Raw genomic sequence first — 15,557 nt, 5'->3', positions numbered from 1 at the left:
GAGCCGGGCCCGGTTGCGTTCCGCCGTCGGACAAGGAAATACGGAACTCGTGACTGCGCCCCCGGGCGCTTCTCACCCACCCGCCGAAGCAAGCTCGTGACGGTCAAGCCCTGACCGCTGCTCAACGTAAGCCACCACTTCAGTTCCACTCAGCTGAAGTCAGGGATTCACTCGGAAGAGGTAACTCATGGACGCTGTGACCCAGGTCCCCGCTCCCGTCAACGAGCCGGTGCACGGCTACGCCCCCGGTTCGGCGGAGCGCCTCCGCCTCGAGGCCAAGCTCAAGGAGCTGGCCGAGAACCCCATCGACCTCCCGATGACCATCAACGGTGTGAAGCGCATGGGCGGCGGCGAGCGCGTCGACGTCGTACAGCCGCACAACCACCGGGCCGTCATCGGCACCTTCGCGGGCGCCACGCAGCAGGACGCCCAGGACGCGATCGACGCCGCGCTCGCCGCCGCCCCGGCGTGGCGCGCGATGGCCTTCGACGACCGCGCCGCGATCATCCTGCGCGCCGCCGAGCTGCTGGCCGGCCCGTGGCGCGAGACGCTGGCCGCCTCCACCATGCTGGGCCAGTCGAAGACCGCGCAGCAGGCCGAGATCGACACCCCCTGTGAGCTTGTCGACTTCTGGCGCTTCAACGTCGCCTACGCCCGCCAGATCCTGGCCGAGCAGCCGCCGGCGAACTCCCCGGGCGTGTGGAACCGCCTCGACCACCGCCCGCTCGAGGGCTTCGTCTACGCGATCACCCCCTTCAACTTCACCGCCATCGCGGGCAACCTTCCCACCGCCCCCGCCCTCATGGGCAACGTGGTGGTCTGGAAGCCGTCCCCGACGCAGACCCACGCCGCCGTGCTGCTGATGCAGCTCCTCGAGGAGGCCGGCCTGCCCAAGGGCGTCATCAACCTGGTGACCGGCGACGGCATCGCGGTCTCCGAGGTGGCCCTGAACCACCGCGACCTGGCCGGTATCCACTTCACCGGATCGACCAAGACCTTCCAGCACCTCTGGAAGACGGTCGGCAACAACATCGAGAAGTACCGCTCCTACCCGCGCATCGTCGGTGAGACGGGCGGCAAGGACTTCGTCGTCGCCCACCCGAGCGCCGACCGCGCCGTCCTGAAGACCGCGCTGACCCGCGGCTCCTTCGAGTTCCAGGGTCAGAAGTGCTCCGCGTCCTCGCGTGCGTACATCCCGGCCTCGATCTGGAACTCGGGCTTCAAGGAGGAGTTCGCGGCCGAGGTCGACGGCATCAGGATGGGTGACGTCACCGACCTGACGAACTTCATCGGCGCCGTCATCGACGAGCGTGCCTTCGCCAAGAACAAGGCCGCGATCGACCGCGCGAAGGAAGATGCGACCTGCACCGTCGTCGCGGGCGGCAGCTACGACGACTCGGTCGGCTACTTCGTCCGCCCGACCGTCATCGAGTGCTCCGACGCTTCGAACGAGGTCTTCACGACCGAGTACTTCGGCCCCATCCTCGCCGTGCACGTCTACGAGGACGAGAAGTACGACGAGATGCTGGCGCAGATGGAGTCCGTGTCGGCATACGCGCTGACGGGCTCGATCATCGCCGGTGACCGTGCCGCCGCGGCCGACGCGATGGAGAAGCTCCGCTACGCCGCGGGCAACTTCTACATCAACGACAAGTCGACCGGAGCCGTCGTCGGCCAGCAGCCCTTCGGCGGCGGCCGCGCGTCCGGTACGAACGACAAGGCGGGCGCTCCGCAGAACCTGATGCGCTGGACGCTGACCCGCGCGATCAAGGAGACGCTGGTCGCTCCGACCGACTACGGCTACCCCCACATGGGCTGACGCCCGCCCGGGGCGGAGCCCCGTCCGTGATCACCGCCCCCTGCCGGTCCCCCCAGACCGGCCGGGGGCGGCTCACGTCCGGCGGGCTTACGCTGCTGGAAGGGGGGACGAGGTCAGGAGGGACGACATGCCTGGTTCCACGACTCTCGGCCCCGGCCACGGGGTCGACGTGATCGATCACCCCGACGCCCAGCGGCTCGCCTCCGTCATGCGCGAGCTGCACCGGCTGCTGGACATGGCGGGCCCGAACCGGATCACCGACGCGCAGGTCGCCGCCTTGTGCGGGGGCGAGGCGCATCACCGCGAGGAGTTCACCCGGTGGGTGGACGGAGCCGCGCGCCGGCTGGAGGAGACGACCTCGGCCTGACGGAACTCCTGCCTCTTCGTCCCACCGTGCCATACTCCCCGGGTGTTCGAACTCCTCCCGGGACCGCGCCTGTTGCTGCCGCACGGTGCGGGGACGCTGAGCTTCGGCATGGGGGAGCAGCAGGCGCAATGGGCCTTGTCCACGCTCTGTGACGTGCGCCCGGGCTGGGTCTGCGGCACGGCTTGGGCGTGCTCCGGGGAGTTCGACGGCGTCAGGGTGCTGATGTGGGGAGCGCTCGAGGAACCGCACACGGGCGGGCTCGAGTTCATCGAAGTGGCCCGGATCGAGGACCCGCCCCGAGGCCCGTGCGTGACGCCGTTCGCCTGGGACGGCATCGATCTGCTCGGGTATCCGCAGCACGAGATCGCGCCCTTCGTGCCGGACGAAGTGGAGCTGTGCGCACCCGCCGTCCCTGAGGCGTATGTGCGCGCCGTCCGGCTCGGTGCGGGCCGGCGGCGCTCGGCGCGACCCGGACGGTGAACGGCGCCAACTCCCCTTCCAGGGACGGTTTTCCGACAGTCGGTTCCTGCGCGGCCACCGGCTCGGTACCTGACGCGTGCGGTGCCTGCGAGAGTTGCGCCATGAGTGACACGCTGCGCACGGCGCACACGTACCAGCTGTCCGACGACTCACTCGCCGAGATCCGGTCCCTGCTCGACACCGCCTTCCACGGGGACTTCGGCGAGGAGGACTGGACCCACGGCCTCGGCGGCATCCACGCCTGCGTACGCGACCGGGGCGGTCTCGCCGCCCACGGCAGCGTCATCATGCGCCGGCTGCTGCACGCGGGGCGCTCGTACCGCGTCGGATACGTCGAGGCCGTCGGTGTCCGCGCCGACCGCCGTCGCCAGGGCCTGGGCGGCCGGGTGATGGCGGCGCTGGAGTCGGTGATCGACGGCGCGTACGACCTCGGCGCCCTGTCGGCCTCGGACGACGGCGCCGCGCTGTACCGCGCCCGGGGCTGGCAGCTGTGGAGCGGCCGGATCGAGGCGCTGAGCCCCGACGGGGTGGTACACCTCCCGGACGAGGAGACCTCCACCTGCCTGCGCCCGGCGGCGGACCGTCCCCTTCCGGCCCCGGCCTTCGGCGCGCTGCTGTTCGACTGGCGCGACGGCGACGTGCTCTGAGGCGGTCGGTCCCGGCACACCCCCGTCCAAGATCGCGTCTCAGATAGTAGGAAGTCCGAGTAATTGTGGAGACAGAAGCGTGTAGCTGACTTAGCTTTGTAGAAGCCGAACGTCTCGCTCGATCCAGCGAATGGCGGCTGCGAGCCCGTGCCCCATGCAGGCAACCCCTGCGGCACCGCTCCCCGCCCCTTCCGGCACCTTCGAAATCTCTCGTGATCTCCAAGGAGTCGATCACCATGCCCGCTGAGACCGTCCGCCGAGTCCGACACTCTTCCCGCAGCAACGAGTCCGACCGCAAGAACGCCGCCGCCGCCCTGCAGCGAGCCCTCGACCGCAGGGACAACGGCGGCGAGACGGGCCACTGAGCGACGGGCCGAGCCCGCCGCCCACGCGCCGTCACGCCCCTCGCTCCCTCGAAGTGGTCGATGCGCCTGCCGTTCCCGGCAGGCGCGGAGATCTTGAGCTTCGGGCTCGCGCCGGCCTCCGTCTCCATCTCGAGGAACGAGAAGCCGGCGTCGTGGCCAGGGACATTGCTCTCGAGGCTGTCCTTCACCAAGCCCGAAGCCGTAAAGATCCGCGCATGCTCATGCCGCGCACGAGCTGTGGGGGGATGCCGAGGTCCGGGGTGTCAGCAATGACGCCGAACTGGTCAGTAACTTCCGCCCCCGCTGCGGGCCGTCGGCTGGGCGACACGCCGCACGTCCACATGGTGGACGTCGGATGTCATGGGGTGGGACGCGGAGTAGGGTGCCGACATGTCTCGCAGCATCAATCTCGCAGTGATCCCCGGTGACGGCATCGGCCAGGAGGTCGTGGCTCAGGGCCTGAAGGTCCTTGCCGCCGTCCTCCCGCAGGATGTGAAGCTGGAGACCAAGGAGTACGACCTCGGCGCCCAGCGCTGGCACCGCACCGGTGAGACCCTCCCGGACGCGGAGCTCGACTCCCTCAAGAACCACGACGCGATCCTGCTCGGCGCCATCGGCGACCCGTCGGTACCGTCGGGTGTGCTGGAGCGCGGCCTGCTGCTGAAGCTCCGCTTCGCCTTCGACCACTACGTCAACCTGCGTCCGTCGAAGCTGTTCCCCAACACCGCGACCCCGCTGGCCGGCCGCCCCGACATCGACTTCGTCGTGGTGCGCGAGGGCACCGAGGGCCCGTACACGGGCAACGGCGGTTCGCTGCGCACGGGTACGGAGCACGAGGTCGCCACCGAGGTCAGCGTCAACACCGCGTTCGGCGTGGAGCGCGTCGTCCGTGACGCGTACGAGCGCGCCAACGCCCGTCCCCGCAAGAAGCTGACGCTGGTCCACAAGAACAACGTCCTCGTCTACGCCGGCCACATGTGGAAGAACATCTTCGACAGGGTCGGCCAGGAGTACCCCGAGGTCACCACCGACTACCTGCATGTCGATGCCGCGACGATCTTCTTCGTCACCCAGCCGGAGCGCTTCGACGTCATCGTCACCGACAACCTCTTCGGCGACATCCTCACCGACCTCGCCGCTGCCGTGACCGGCGGTATCGGCCTGGCCGCGTCCGGCAACATCAACCCGACGGGCACGTTCCCGTCCATGTTCGAGCCCGTCCACGGCTCCGCGCCCGACATCGCGGGCACGGGCAAGGCCGACCCGACGGCCACGATCCTCTCCGTCGCCCTCCTGCTGCGTCACCTCGGCTTCGAGGCCGAGGCCGTGCGCATCGAGGGGGCCGTCTCCGCCGACCTCGCGGAGCGCGACGGTGCCACCGTCCGTACGACGGACCAGATCGGCGACGCGCTCGCGGTACGCGTAGCGAGCTGACCCGACCGACTGCATTCCATCGGGGCTTCGCCCCTGCACCCCCAGTCGCCGCCGGGTCGCTTCAGCGCCCGGCGGCTTCTCCTGTGCGGCCTCCGGGTGCCACCATCAATCCAGGGCCGTACTCACACCGTTCCCCCCAAGGTTTTGCGCGCGCGATAATCGGACGTGGGCCGTGTCGCGCGGGAGAACTCGGACGTCCAAGCATCAGCTGCGGCGTGAGCGCGGTCCGTCACAACAACCGGTGAAGGACACTGCACTCATGACGACGCCCTCGATCGAGCTCAAGCCCTCCTCGCACCCGCTGTCCGACGCGGAGCGCGAGGCGATCCTGGCCAGCCCCGGATTCGGCCGCTACTTCACCGACCACATGGTCACGATCAAGTGGACCGAAGGGCGTGGCTGGCACGACGCCGAGCTCGTCCCGTACGCGCCGCTGTCGATCGACCCCGCCAACATGACCCTGCACTACGCGCAGGAGATCTTCGAAGGCCTCAAGGCGTACCGCCACCCCGACGGCTCGGTGGCCACGTTCCGCCCCGAGGCCAACGCCAAGCGCTTCCAGGCGTCCGCCCGGCGCCTCGCCATGCCCGAGCTGCCGGTCGAGACCTTCATCGCCGCCTGTGACGCGCTGGTCCAGCAGGACAGGGCGTGGGTTCCGGCGCACGGCGGCGAGGAGTCGCTCTACCTGCGTCCGTTCATGATCGCGACCGAGGTCGGTCTGGGCGTGCGCCCCGCCAACGAGTACCTCTTCATCGTCATCGCCTCGCCCGCCGGTGCCTACTTCCCCGGCGGGGTCAAGCCGGTCTCCATCTGGCTCTCCGAGGACCGCGTGCGCGCCGTCCCCGGCGGCATGGGCGACGCCAAGACCGGCGGCAACTACGCCGCGTCCCTGCTCGCCCAGGCAGAGGCCGCCGCGAAGGGCTGCGACCAGGTCGCCTACCTCGACGCCGTGGAGCACAAGTGGGTCGAGGAACTGGGCGGCATGAACCTGTACTTCGTGTACGGCCAGGAGGACGGGGCACAGCGGATCGTCACGCCCGAGCTCACCGGCTCCCTGCTGGCCGGCATCACCCGTGACTCGCTCCTCCAGCTCGCAGAGGACCTCGGCTACAAGTCCGAGGAGGGCCGGATCTCCATCGACCAGTGGCGCGAGGACACCGCGAACGGTTCGCTCACCGAGGTGTTCGCCTGCGGTACGGCCGCGGTCATCACACCGGTCGGCCTGGTCAAGTCCGCGAGCGGCGAGTGGAAGCAGTCGGACGGTCAGCCGGGCGAGGTCACGCTGAAGCTGCGCGAGGCGCTGCTGGACATCCAGACGGGCAAGGCGAAGGACGTCCACGGCTGGACCCACCAGCTGGGCCGGGACGTGTAGGACGGTTCAGACCCCGGGCCCCGCAGCCTGAAAGGCAGGCTGCGGGGCCTTCGCCCTGCGGGTGCCCAGGGCCACGTACACCGCACCGCCCACCACCCCCGACAGGACGAAGCTGCAGTCCAGGCCGCCCGTCAGCGGGAGCAGCGGGCCCTCGTACAGCGGGGTGGAGACGGCACTCAGACCCACCGCCGCGCCCAGCGCCCAGGACCCGGCTGCGCGCGGGTGCCAGCCCGCGCGGAACCAGTAGACGCCGCCGCGCGCCCGGCGGTTGTAGACCTGCAGGGCGTCCGCGTCGTACGTGCCGCCGCAGCGCACATGCTCGATCAGTGTGATCACCGCCCATGGTGTGCCGACCGCCGTCAGCAGCAGCACGAACGACGTCATCGCCGACTGTGCGTCCCAGACGAAGTGGCCGAGGAAGACGAACGCGGTCGCGACGACGGCGACGACGAGGGTGGCCCGGGTGCGTGTGGCACGCGGCAGGATCGCGTCCAGGTCCAGGCCCATCGAGTACAGCATCAGGCCCGCGTTGCCCACCGAGCCCGCGGCCGCGGTGATCAGCAGGGGGACCAGGTACCAGGTGGGGGAGGCGGCGACCAGCGGACCCGCGTAGTCCGGCGAGGCGCGGGCCGCGAGCGCGGTGAACGTACCGAAGAGCTGGGGGACGAGCAGGCCCGCGACCAGCCCCGCGGCGGTGGCGCGCAGCACGCGCCGCGGACTGTGGTGCTGCGGCGAGATGTAGCGCGTGTAGTCGCCGAGCAGCGTGATGAAGGCGATCGGACCGCTCAAGCCCGCGGCGACGGCGGACAGCCCCCAGGTCGGCCAGAAGGAGCCGAGCAGATACGGGGTGTCGGGCAAGGCGGCCGTGGTGAAGTCAGGGGCGTAGGCGATCACACCGAGCAGCAGCAGCCCGGTCATACCGACCGCGAGCACCTTGCTCAGGCGCAGCAGCAGCCGGTAGCCGTACACCGCGCCGACCACGGTGCAGGCGGCGAGCAGGGCGTAGACGAAGGTGTGGGCGAGGCCGCCGGTCGGCAGCCCGGCGATGCGCGCCAGCGTCCCGATCATCACGTCCCCGCCGATCCACAGCGTCAGCGCGGTGTAGCCGAGTGAGAGCAGCAGACCGACGACCGAACCGATGAGCCGGCCGCGCACGCCGAAGGCGGCGCCGCTGGACGTGGACAGATTGGTCGCCGTGCGCAGTGACACGAGGGCGAGCGGCGCGGTGACCACGACGCCCACCACTGTGCCGGCGACGACCGAGGTGAGCGAGGGCCACAGTCCCAGTCCGAAGGAGACCGGGAGCCACCCGAAGACGATCACCCCCAGACAGAGGTTCGACCCGAGCAGGATCGAGACGAGATCGCGCGGAGTGCTGGTGCGCTCCACCTCGGGGACGGTGTCGACTCCGCGCTGTTCCATCGGCATGAGGCTGCCCCTGACGCTCGACTGTTTGAGTGATGCTCTAATTGAGTGCTGTTCAATGTGGGTCAAAACTCGACCCAAGTCAATGGGTGTAATTGATGTAGCGCAAAGGCTTTCGGTCAAACTGTTGCTGTTGTTAGAGTGCTGCTCAAATCAGGAGGTGTGGTGACGTGCGACTGACCCCGACCGAACGCGACCGGTTGCTGCTGTTCGGTGCAGCCGAGCTGGCGCGGGCACGCCGGGCCCGCGGCCTGCGGCTCAACGTGCCCGAGGCGACCGCGCTGATCGCGGACACCGTCTGCGAGGCGGCCCGCGACGGACGGCGCCTCGCCGAGGCCATCGCCGCCGCCCGTGCGGTGCTCGGCCCCGACGACGTGCTCCCGGGCGTGGCCGACGTCGTCACCGAAGTGCATGTCGAGGCCGTCTTCGACGACGGGTCACGGCTCGCCGTCGTCTGCGACCCGATCGGTGGCGGCACACTCGGCGCCCACGCGCCGGGCGCGCTGCTGCCGGGGCCCGGCCACGACGAGCTCGAACCGGCACTCACGCTGAGCGTGAACAACACCGCCACCGTGCCCGTCAGCGTCACCTCGCACTTCCACTTCTTCGAGGCCAACCCGCGGCTCCGCTTCGACCGGGCCGCGGCGTACGGCATGCGGCTCGCCGTCCCGGCCGGCTCCTCGGTCCGCTTCGACCCTGGCGGTGAGGCCGAGGTCGGACTGCTGCCGATCGGCGGCGACCGTGTCGCCATCGGCTTCGCGGGCCTGGTCGACGGCCCGCTGGATGCGCCCGGCGCGCGGGAGGAGGCCCTGCGCAGGGCAGCGGCCTGCGGCTATCTCGGAGCGGAGGAGAACTGATGGACCCGTACGAATACGCATCCGTGCACGGCCCCCGCGCCGGCGACCGCGTCGTGCTCGGTGACTCGGGACTCGTCGTCCGCGTCGAGTCGGACGCGCAGAAGCCGGGCGACGAGTTCCTGGCCGGCTTCGGCAAGACCGCCCGTGACGGGCTGCACCTCAAGGCCGCGGCCGTACGCGAGACCTGCGACGTCGTCATCAGCAACGTCCTTGTCATCGACGCCGTTCAGGGCATCCGCAAGGTCTCCGTCGGCATCCGTGAAGGCCGCATCCACGCGATCGGGCGGGCCGGCAACCCGGACACCCTCGACGGCGTGGACGTCGTCGTCGGCACGGGCACGTCCATCGTCTCCGGCGAGGGACTGATCGCGACCGCGGGCGCCGTCGACACCCACGTCCATCTGCTGTCGCCCCGCATCATGGAGGCCTCGCTGGCCTCCGGCGTCACCACCGTCATCGGCCAGGAGTTCGGCCCGGTGTGGGGCGTCGGCGTCAACTCGCCCTGGGCGCTGAGGCACGCCTTCAACGCCTTCGACGCCTGGCCCGTCAACATCGGCTTCCTGGGCCGCGGTTCGTCCTCCGACCCGGCCCCGCTCGTCGAAGCGCTGGCCGAGGGAGGGGCATCCGGCTTCAAGGTCCACGAGGACATGGGCGCGCACACCCGGGCGCTGGACACGGCGCTGCGCGTCGCCGAGGACCACGACGTCCAAGTGGCGCTGCACAGCGACGGCCTGAACGAGTGTCTCTCCGTCGAGGACACCCTGCGCGTCCTCGATGGCCGTACGATCCACGCCTTCCACATCGAGGGCTGCGGCGGCGGACACGTACCGAACGTGCTGAAGATGGCGGGAGTGCCGAACGTCATCGGCTCCTCCACCAACCCCACCCTGCCCTTCGGGCGGGACGCGGTCGCCGAGCACTACGGCATGATCGTCTCCGTCCACGACCTCAAGACCGACCTGCCCGGCGACGCCGCCATGGCCCGCGACCGGATCAGGGCCGGGACGATGGGCGCGGAGGACGTCCTGCACGACCTCGGGGCGATCGGCATCACCTCGTCCGACGCCCAGGGCATGGGCCGCGCCGGCGAGACCGTACGCCGTACCTTCGCCATGGCCGGAAAGATGAAGGCCGAACGCGGCCCCATGGAAGGCGACGGAGCGCACGACGACAACGCGCGGGTCCTGCGCTACATGGCCAAGCTGACCGTCAACCCCGCCATCGCCCACGGCCTCGCGCACGAGATCGGCTCCATCGAGGTGGGCAAGATGGCCGACATCGTGCTGTGGCGGCCGGAGTTCTTCGGCGCCAAGCCGCAACTGGTGCTGAAATCGGGCTTCCCTGCGTACGGGGTCGTGGGCGACCCGAACGCCGCGACCGACACCTGCGAACCGCTGGTGCTCGGCCCGCAGTTCGGCGCGTACGGCGCCACCCCGGCCGACATCTCCGTCGCCTTCGTGGCGCAGGCCGCCGTCGATCTCGGCTCCGACCGGATGCCGACCCGGCGGCGCCGGGTGGCCGTACGCGGTACGCGGGGCATCGGACCGGGCGATCTGCTGCTCAACTCCCGCATCGGCGACGTCTCGGTGGACGGCCGCACGGGCCTGGTCACCCTCGACGGCGACCCGCTGCGCTCCGAGCCCGCCGACTCGGTCTCCCTCAACCGCCTCTACTTCTTGTAGACCGAAACAGACCCGAGGACTGATACATGTTCCGTATGCCGCCCGAGTGGTCCCCGCACGAGCGCACCTGGATGGCCTGGCCCGGCCCCAACCCCACATTCACGGACGAGGCGGAACTGGCCGAGGCCCGTCACGCGTGGGCCTGCGTCGCTCGTGCCGTACGCCGCTTCGAGCCCGTGACGATGGTCGTGGGCACCGGGCAGTCGGACTCCGCGCGCGCACTCCTCGGAGCGGACACCGACGTCGTCGAGCGGGACCTGGACGACGCGTGGATGCGCGACATCGGCCCCACCTTCGTCACCGACGGCCTGCAACTGGCCGCCGTGGACTGGGTGTTCAACGGCTGGGGGGCGGCGGACTGGGCGCGCTGGGATCACGACGAGAAGATCGCCCGCCATGTCGCCGACCTCGCCGGGGTCCCGGTCCACCCGTCACCGCTGGTCAACGAGGGCGGCGCGATCCACGTCGACGGCGAGGGCACGGTCCTGCTCACCGACACGGTCCAGCTCGGGCCCGAACGCAACCCCGGCTGGAGCCGCCAGGAGGTCGAGGCCGAGATCCACGCGCGCCTCGGCACGACAAAGGCGATCTGGCTGCCGCGCGGCCTGAGCGGCGACTACGGCATGTACGGCACCCGGGGCCATGTCGACATCGTCGCCGCCTTCGCCGGCCCGGGCGTCGTGGTCGCCCACACCCAGCCCGACCCGTCCCACCCCGACCACGAGCTCTGCAAGGCGAACGTCGAGCTCCTCGCGTCCCGGACGGACGCGAAAGGCCGCCGTCTGGAGGTGGTCGAGGTCCCGGCGCCGACGGTGCTGCGCGACGAGGACGGCGAGTGGGTCGACTACTCGTACATCAACCACTACGTCTGCAACGGTGGTGTGGTCCTGTGCGCCTTCGACGACCCTCGCGACGAGATCGCGGCGGGCATCTTCCGTCGGCTGTACCCCGGGCGGACGGTGACGCTGGTCGACGCGCGGGCGATCTTCGCAGGCGGGGGAGGCATTCACTGCATCACACAGCAGCAGCCGAGGGTGGGCGCCGTGTGACGGCAGCCGGCCCGCCCGGGTGCACCACGTGGTTCCCCTGCGGGGATGGGCACCGACAGCAGTGGCCGGCCTCGTCCCGGCCGTGGGCAGATTGTCGGCCCTCCCGTGGGGAGCCGGGAGGGTCGGCAGGCAGCGCCCGGGTTCCGGCTCCCCGGGCGAGGTGCGCACAGCATGCACCCGTTTCGGCCTGCGGGACAGAGGCCTGACCGGAAAGTCTCGGTGGAGTTCCGGCAGTCCGGGCGCGGCGGCCGACGGTCCGATGTCCCCTGGAGGGGGGCGCGGCGGGCGTTGACAGCCTTCGGCCATGCCCGGCTCCCCGAGCCCGACGTGCACCTCGTCGTCGCGGAGGTCTGCGGGATCGGGCGCCTGGAGTCGAACGTCTCCGCGAACGCGGCGCCGGCGGACCGCGACGCGTCCACGAGGCGGTACGCGCCCTGCGCAAGGAGATGTCCGAGGCAGGTTGGAGCATCACCGACGACGGCCGCCGCACATCAGGTAGAACGTACGAGTGAAACCACCGCCCCCGGAGGCCGCCGCATGACCCCCGCGGCCCGACGTCGCAATGTCGCCCCGCCCCGTGAGGCGCTGCTCGCCGCAGCCATGGACACGATCGCCGAGCGCGGGCTCGACGGGCTGACCATGGCCGGGCTCGGGCGTGAGGTCGGTATGAGCAGCGGTCATCTGCTCTACTACTTCCGCACCAAGGACGAGCTGCTGCTCCAGACACTGGAGTGGAGCGAGGGCCGCCTCGGCGCGGAGCGCAGCGCGCTGCTCTCCCGCCAGGCACCGGCGCACGAGCGGCTCGAGGCGTACGTCGGTCTGTACGTCCCCGACGGGCCGCGCGACCCGCACTGGACGCTCTGGCTCGAGGTCTGGAACCGGTCGCAGAACGCGGACGACGACGCCCGGAACCGCCAGGCCGCCATCGAGGGCGCGTGGCACCGTGACCTCGTGGCGCTGCTGGCCGAGGGCGTCTCACGCGGGGAGTTCCGGTCCGTGGACCCGGACCGCTTCGCAGCCAGGCTGCGGGCCCTGCTCGACGGATTCAGCGTTCATGTCGCGGTCGGGGTACCGGGCACGGGCCGGGCCCAGGTTCTCGCCCACGTGCGGGAGTTCATCGCGGACGGCTTGCTCCCGGGTTGACGCCCCCATCCCCCGGAAGGGGGCCCTGGCCCCGCCCCGAGGGCGACGGCCGTGCCGGGCGCATGGCGATCGCGCCCGGCCCCTGGGCCAGCCGCTTCTGCATCTTCCTGAGCCCGTCGGCCGCTTGCTCGCGGATCTTCCTCAGCGCATCCGTCTGCCCGCCGGCGCTCGCGGTGAGCACCGTCGCGTCCGCGCGCGCGGTGAGGAGGACGTAGACACGGTCCGTCCGCGTCCCGTCCTCGGCGGCGACCTGTCTGCCCTCCTCGGCGACGATCTCGTCGAAGCCGGGTACCTGTGGGGACGGCGTCGTGCGTACGTCCACCCAGCGCTCACGGTCGCGGTGCTGCGCCGGACAGCGGCGGATGCCGTCCCGCACGTCGGTCACATACGTCTGCGCCGTGTCCTCGTCGTCGAACACGCGCACCTCGGACGTCGCCGAGAGACCGGACGCGACCTCGTGGACGCTCCTCGAGACGGAGGCCACCGTGCCCGCCCGGACAGCGCGGCTGGACCACTCGCAGGTCAACAGGACCACGGACTCGGCCACCGGGGCGGTCTCGTACCGCGTGCTCCGGATGAAGCCGGGCCCCCAGTCCGCAGGGGTCAGAGCCACCCTGGAGGCCAGCCGCCGGGCTGCCGCCCCGTCGGCCGCCGAACCGGTCGGTGAAGGGGAGCGGGCGATGCTGCCGGCGGTGTCGGAGTCGTCCGGGCCGCCGACGCGCGTCAGAGCGGCCGACACGAGCCCGAGGCCGAGCACCGCCGCACCGATGATCACGGCAAGGCGTCGACGGGGCAGCCGGCGTGCGGGCTCGCGGGCGGGCGGCTGTGTCGGAGGGCCGGTCGGAGGTCCGCCGGGCGGTGGTGAGTTCACCTCGTTCCCATACCACCGGCGTCCGGGGTTCTCCTGCCCGCCGATCGGGTGCGCACCCCGGCTGCCTTCGCGGGCGGGTGTGCGGCGGCCCGCGCTGCCCGCATCCTGAGACCGATGTCCAGATGGGCGCGCACCTGTGGCAGACTGCCGATGTGCTCTCGTTCGCCATGATTATCGGCAGCAGCGCGCCGGTCCGCAGTGACCGCTGAACCGTGGACGTATCCCCTCGCGGCAGCGGCACCGTGCCCCAGACCCGCGCGCAGACCTCTCGCACCCGCGAGGGGTTTTTTCGTTTTACGGCCCGACCCAGGCCACAGGCGAACCGCGCGAAGATGGGGGCAAGTGGAGCCAGAACTTCCGGAGCCACTCATCCGACAGGAGTCAAGACAGCCATGACCACCAAGGCCACGGACACGCAGACCGGCGGCGGTTCTCGTGTCGATGACAGCTTCCATGTCTTCGACACGACGCTGCGTGACGGTGCACAGCGCGAGGGCATCAACCTCACGGTCGCGGACAAGCTGACGATCGCCCGGCACCTGGACGAGTTCGGCGTGGGCTTCATCGAGGGCGGCTGGCCGGGCGCCAACCCCAGGGACACGGAATTCTTCGCCCGCGCCCAGCAGGAGATCACCTTCCGGAACGCACAGCTCGTCGCGTTCGGCGCCACCCGTCGGCCCGGTGCCAGGGCCGCCGAGGATCCGCAGGTCAAAGCACTCCTCGACGCGGGCGCCCCGGTGATCACGCTGGTCGCCAAGTCGCACGACCGGCATGTCGAGCTCGCCCTGCGCACGACGCTGGAAGAGAACCTGGAGATGGTCCGTGACACCGTCTCCCACCTGTGCGAACAGGGCCGCCGGGTGTTCGTCGACTGCGAGCACTTCTTCGACGGCTACCGCGCCAACCCCGAATACGCCAAAGCCGTCGTCCGTGCCGCGGCCGAGGCCGGAGCCGAGGTCGTCATCCTCTGCGACACCAACGGCGGCATGCTGCCCGCCCAGGTCCAGGCCGTCGTCTCCACGGTCCTGGCCGACACCGGAGCGCGCCTGGGCATCCATGCCCAGGACGACACGGGCTGTGCCGTTGCCAACACGCTCGCGGCCGTCGACGCGGGCGCCACCCACGTCCAGTGCACCGCCAACGGCTACGGCGAGCGGGTCGGCAACGCCAACCTCTTCCCGGTCGTCGCCGCGCTCGAGCTCAAGTACGGCAGGAAGGTCCTGCCGGAGGGCTCCCTGCAGGAGATGACCCGGATCTCGCACGCGATCGCCGAGGTCGTCAACCTCACGCCCTCCACGCATCAGCCGTACGTGGGAGTTTCCGCCTTCGCCCACAAGGCCGGACTGCACGCGTCCGCGATCAAGGTCGACCCCGACCTCTATCAGCACATCGACCCCGAGCAGGTCGGCAACACCATGCGGATGCTCGTCTCCGACATGGCCGGGCGCGCGTCCATCGAGCTCAAGGGCAAGGAGCTCGGCATCGACCTGGGCGGCGATCGAGAGCTGGTCGGCCGGGTCGTCGAGCGTGTCAAGGAGCGCGAGCTCAGGGGCTACACGTACGAGGCCGCCGACGCGTCGTTCGAGCTGCTGCTGCGCGAGGAGGCCGAGGGACGGCCCCGCCGCTACTTCCGCACCGAGTCCTGGCGCGCGATCGTCGAGGACCGCCCGGACGGCACGCACGCCAACGAGGCCACGGTGAAGCTGTGGGTCAAGGGCGAGCGCATCGTCGCCACCGCGGAGGGCAACGGCCCGGTCAACGCGCTGGACCGCGCGATGCGGGTGGGCCTGGAGCGTTTCTACCCCCAGCTCGCCAAGCTGGAGCTGGTCGACTACAAGGTCCGTATCCTCGAAGGCCGCCACGGCAGCGAGTCCACGACCCGCGTCCTGATCACCACGGGCGACGGCAGTGGCGAATGGTCCACGGTCGGCGTCGCGGAGAACGTGATCGCCGCCTCCTGGCAAGCCCTCGAGGACGCGTACACCTACGGCCTGCTGCGCGCCGGCGTCGAGCCGACGGACTAGTCGAGCCGACGGACTGGTCGAG

14 protein-coding genes are annotated in these 15,557 nt (G+C 70.6%); 12 read left to right on the top strand and 2 right to left on the bottom strand.

Going from position 1 to position 15,557, the window contains the following annotated elements; genetic code table 11:
- Positions 1-187: 187 nt before the first annotated feature.
- The 7 genes from pruA (at position 188) to OHS70_RS10695 (ending at position 6,484) form a co-directional block, all read left to right on the top strand.
- Positions 188-1,819 carry an L-glutamate gamma-semialdehyde dehydrogenase gene (gene pruA / locus OHS70_RS10725; protein WP_328396097.1) on the top strand — a complete coding sequence of 544 codons (1,632 nt, stop codon included), beginning with the start codon at positions 188-190 and terminating at the stop codon, positions 1,817-1,819.
- A gap of 127 nt (positions 1,820-1,946) precedes the next feature.
- Positions 1,947-2,186 (top strand): hypothetical protein, encoded by a 240-nt coding sequence (locus OHS70_RS10720; RefSeq protein WP_328396095.1) that lies wholly within the window; start codon positions 1,947-1,949, stop codon positions 2,184-2,186.
- A 42-nt stretch (positions 2,187-2,228) separates the two neighbouring features.
- Positions 2,229-2,666, top strand: coding sequence for a hypothetical protein (locus OHS70_RS10715; protein ID WP_328396093.1), 438 nt, complete (start codon positions 2,229-2,231; stop codon positions 2,664-2,666).
- Positions 2,667-2,767: 101 nt separating this feature from the next.
- Positions 2,768-3,313: a GNAT family N-acetyltransferase gene (locus tag OHS70_RS10710; RefSeq protein ID WP_328396091.1), complete on the top strand. Its 546-nt coding sequence runs from the start codon at positions 2,768-2,770 to the stop codon at positions 3,311-3,313.
- Positions 3,314-3,549: 236 nt separating this feature from the next.
- Complete coding sequence (locus tag OHS70_RS10705) at positions 3,550-3,678, top strand: hypothetical protein (RefSeq protein WP_328396089.1); 129 nt, start codon at positions 3,550-3,552, stop codon at positions 3,676-3,678.
- A 390-nt stretch (positions 3,679-4,068) separates the two neighbouring features.
- Positions 4,069-5,112 carry a 3-isopropylmalate dehydrogenase gene (locus OHS70_RS10700; RefSeq protein WP_328396087.1) on the top strand — a complete coding sequence of 348 codons (1,044 nt, stop codon included), beginning with the start codon at positions 4,069-4,071 and terminating at the stop codon, positions 5,110-5,112.
- Positions 5,113-5,371: 259 nt separating this feature from the next.
- On the top strand, positions 5,372-6,484 hold the full coding sequence (locus tag OHS70_RS10695; protein WP_328396085.1) for a branched-chain amino acid aminotransferase: 1,113 nt from the start codon (positions 5,372-5,374) through the stop codon (positions 6,482-6,484).
- 6 nt (positions 6,485-6,490) lie between these two features.
- Here OHS70_RS10695 and OHS70_RS10690 read toward each other — a convergent pair whose 3' ends face one another.
- Complete coding sequence (locus OHS70_RS10690) at positions 6,491-7,912, bottom strand: cytosine permease (RefSeq protein WP_328396083.1); 1,422 nt, start codon at positions 7,910-7,912, stop codon at positions 6,491-6,493.
- 167 nt (positions 7,913-8,079) lie between these two features.
- Here OHS70_RS10690 and ureA point away from each other — a divergent pair, with 167 nt between their 5' ends.
- From ureA to OHS70_RS10670, 4 genes are all read left to right on the top strand, one after another.
- Positions 8,080-8,766 (top strand): urease subunit gamma, encoded by a 687-nt coding sequence (gene ureA, locus OHS70_RS10685; protein ID WP_328396081.1) that lies wholly within the window; start codon positions 8,080-8,082, stop codon positions 8,764-8,766.
- Positions 8,766-10,448: an urease subunit alpha gene (locus tag OHS70_RS10680; protein WP_328396079.1), complete on the top strand. Its 1,683-nt coding sequence runs from the start codon at positions 8,766-8,768 to the stop codon at positions 10,446-10,448. The genes ureA and OHS70_RS10680 overlap by 1 nt, the downstream gene beginning before the upstream one ends.
- Positions 10,449-10,474: 26 nt before the next feature.
- Complete coding sequence (locus tag OHS70_RS10675) at positions 10,475-11,497, top strand: agmatine deiminase family protein (protein WP_328396077.1); 1,023 nt, start codon at positions 10,475-10,477, stop codon at positions 11,495-11,497.
- Positions 11,498-12,034: 537 nt separating this feature from the next.
- Positions 12,035-12,640, top strand: a complete 606-nt coding sequence (locus OHS70_RS10670; RefSeq protein ID WP_328396075.1) for a TetR/AcrR family transcriptional regulator — start codon at positions 12,035-12,037, stop codon at positions 12,638-12,640.
- Here the strand turns inward: OHS70_RS10670 and OHS70_RS10665 are convergent.
- Entirely contained in the window at positions 12,612-13,415 is an 804-nt protein-coding gene (locus tag OHS70_RS10665; protein ID WP_328396073.1) for a hypothetical protein, read from the bottom strand. The genes OHS70_RS10670 and OHS70_RS10665 overlap by 29 nt on opposite strands.
- Positions 13,416-13,903: 488 nt before the next feature.
- Between OHS70_RS10665 and cimA the strand changes: the two genes are divergently transcribed.
- Entirely contained in the window at positions 13,904-15,535 is a 1,632-nt protein-coding gene (gene cimA / locus OHS70_RS10660; protein ID WP_328396071.1) for a citramalate synthase, read from the top strand.
- The last annotated feature ends 22 nt before the right edge of the window (positions 15,536-15,557 follow it).

Source organism: Streptomyces sp. NBC_00390 (assembly GCF_036057275.1).
Classification (GTDB): domain Bacteria; phylum Actinomycetota; class Actinomycetes; order Streptomycetales; family Streptomycetaceae; genus Streptomyces.
Note: the sequence above shows the minus strand (reverse complement) of the source record. Positions and strands in the feature narration are given on the sequence as shown.

What these genes read in the sequence shown, in the direction of transcription:
- pruA (WP_328396097.1), top strand. Translation starts at nt 188, where the DNA reads ATGGACGCTGTGACCCAGGTCCCCGCTCCCGTCAACGAGCCGGTGCAC.
- OHS70_RS10720 (WP_328396095.1), top strand. Translation starts at nt 1,947, where the DNA reads ATGCCTGGTTCCACGACTCTCGGCCCCGGCCACGGGGTCGACGTGATC.
- OHS70_RS10710 (WP_328396091.1), top strand. Translation starts at nt 2,768, where the DNA reads ATGAGTGACACGCTGCGCACGGCGCACACGTACCAGCTGTCCGACGAC.
- OHS70_RS10705 (WP_328396089.1), top strand. Translation starts at nt 3,550, where the DNA reads ATGCCCGCTGAGACCGTCCGCCGAGTCCGACACTCTTCCCGCAGCAAC.
- OHS70_RS10700 (WP_328396087.1), top strand. Translation starts at nt 4,069, where the DNA reads ATGTCTCGCAGCATCAATCTCGCAGTGATCCCCGGTGACGGCATCGGC.
- OHS70_RS10695 (WP_328396085.1), top strand. Translation starts at nt 5,372, where the DNA reads ATGACGACGCCCTCGATCGAGCTCAAGCCCTCCTCGCACCCGCTGTCC.
- OHS70_RS10690 (WP_328396083.1), bottom strand. Translation starts at nt 7,912, where the DNA reads ATGCCGATGGAACAGCGCGGAGTCGACACCGTCCCCGAGGTGGAGCGC.
- OHS70_RS10680 (WP_328396079.1), top strand. Translation starts at nt 8,766, where the DNA reads ATGGACCCGTACGAATACGCATCCGTGCACGGCCCCCGCGCCGGCGAC.
- OHS70_RS10675 (WP_328396077.1), top strand. Translation starts at nt 10,475, where the DNA reads ATGTTCCGTATGCCGCCCGAGTGGTCCCCGCACGAGCGCACCTGGATG.
- OHS70_RS10670 (WP_328396075.1), top strand. Translation starts at nt 12,035, where the DNA reads ATGACCCCCGCGGCCCGACGTCGCAATGTCGCCCCGCCCCGTGAGGCG.
- cimA (WP_328396071.1), top strand. Translation starts at nt 13,904, where the DNA reads ATGACCACCAAGGCCACGGACACGCAGACCGGCGGCGGTTCTCGTGTC.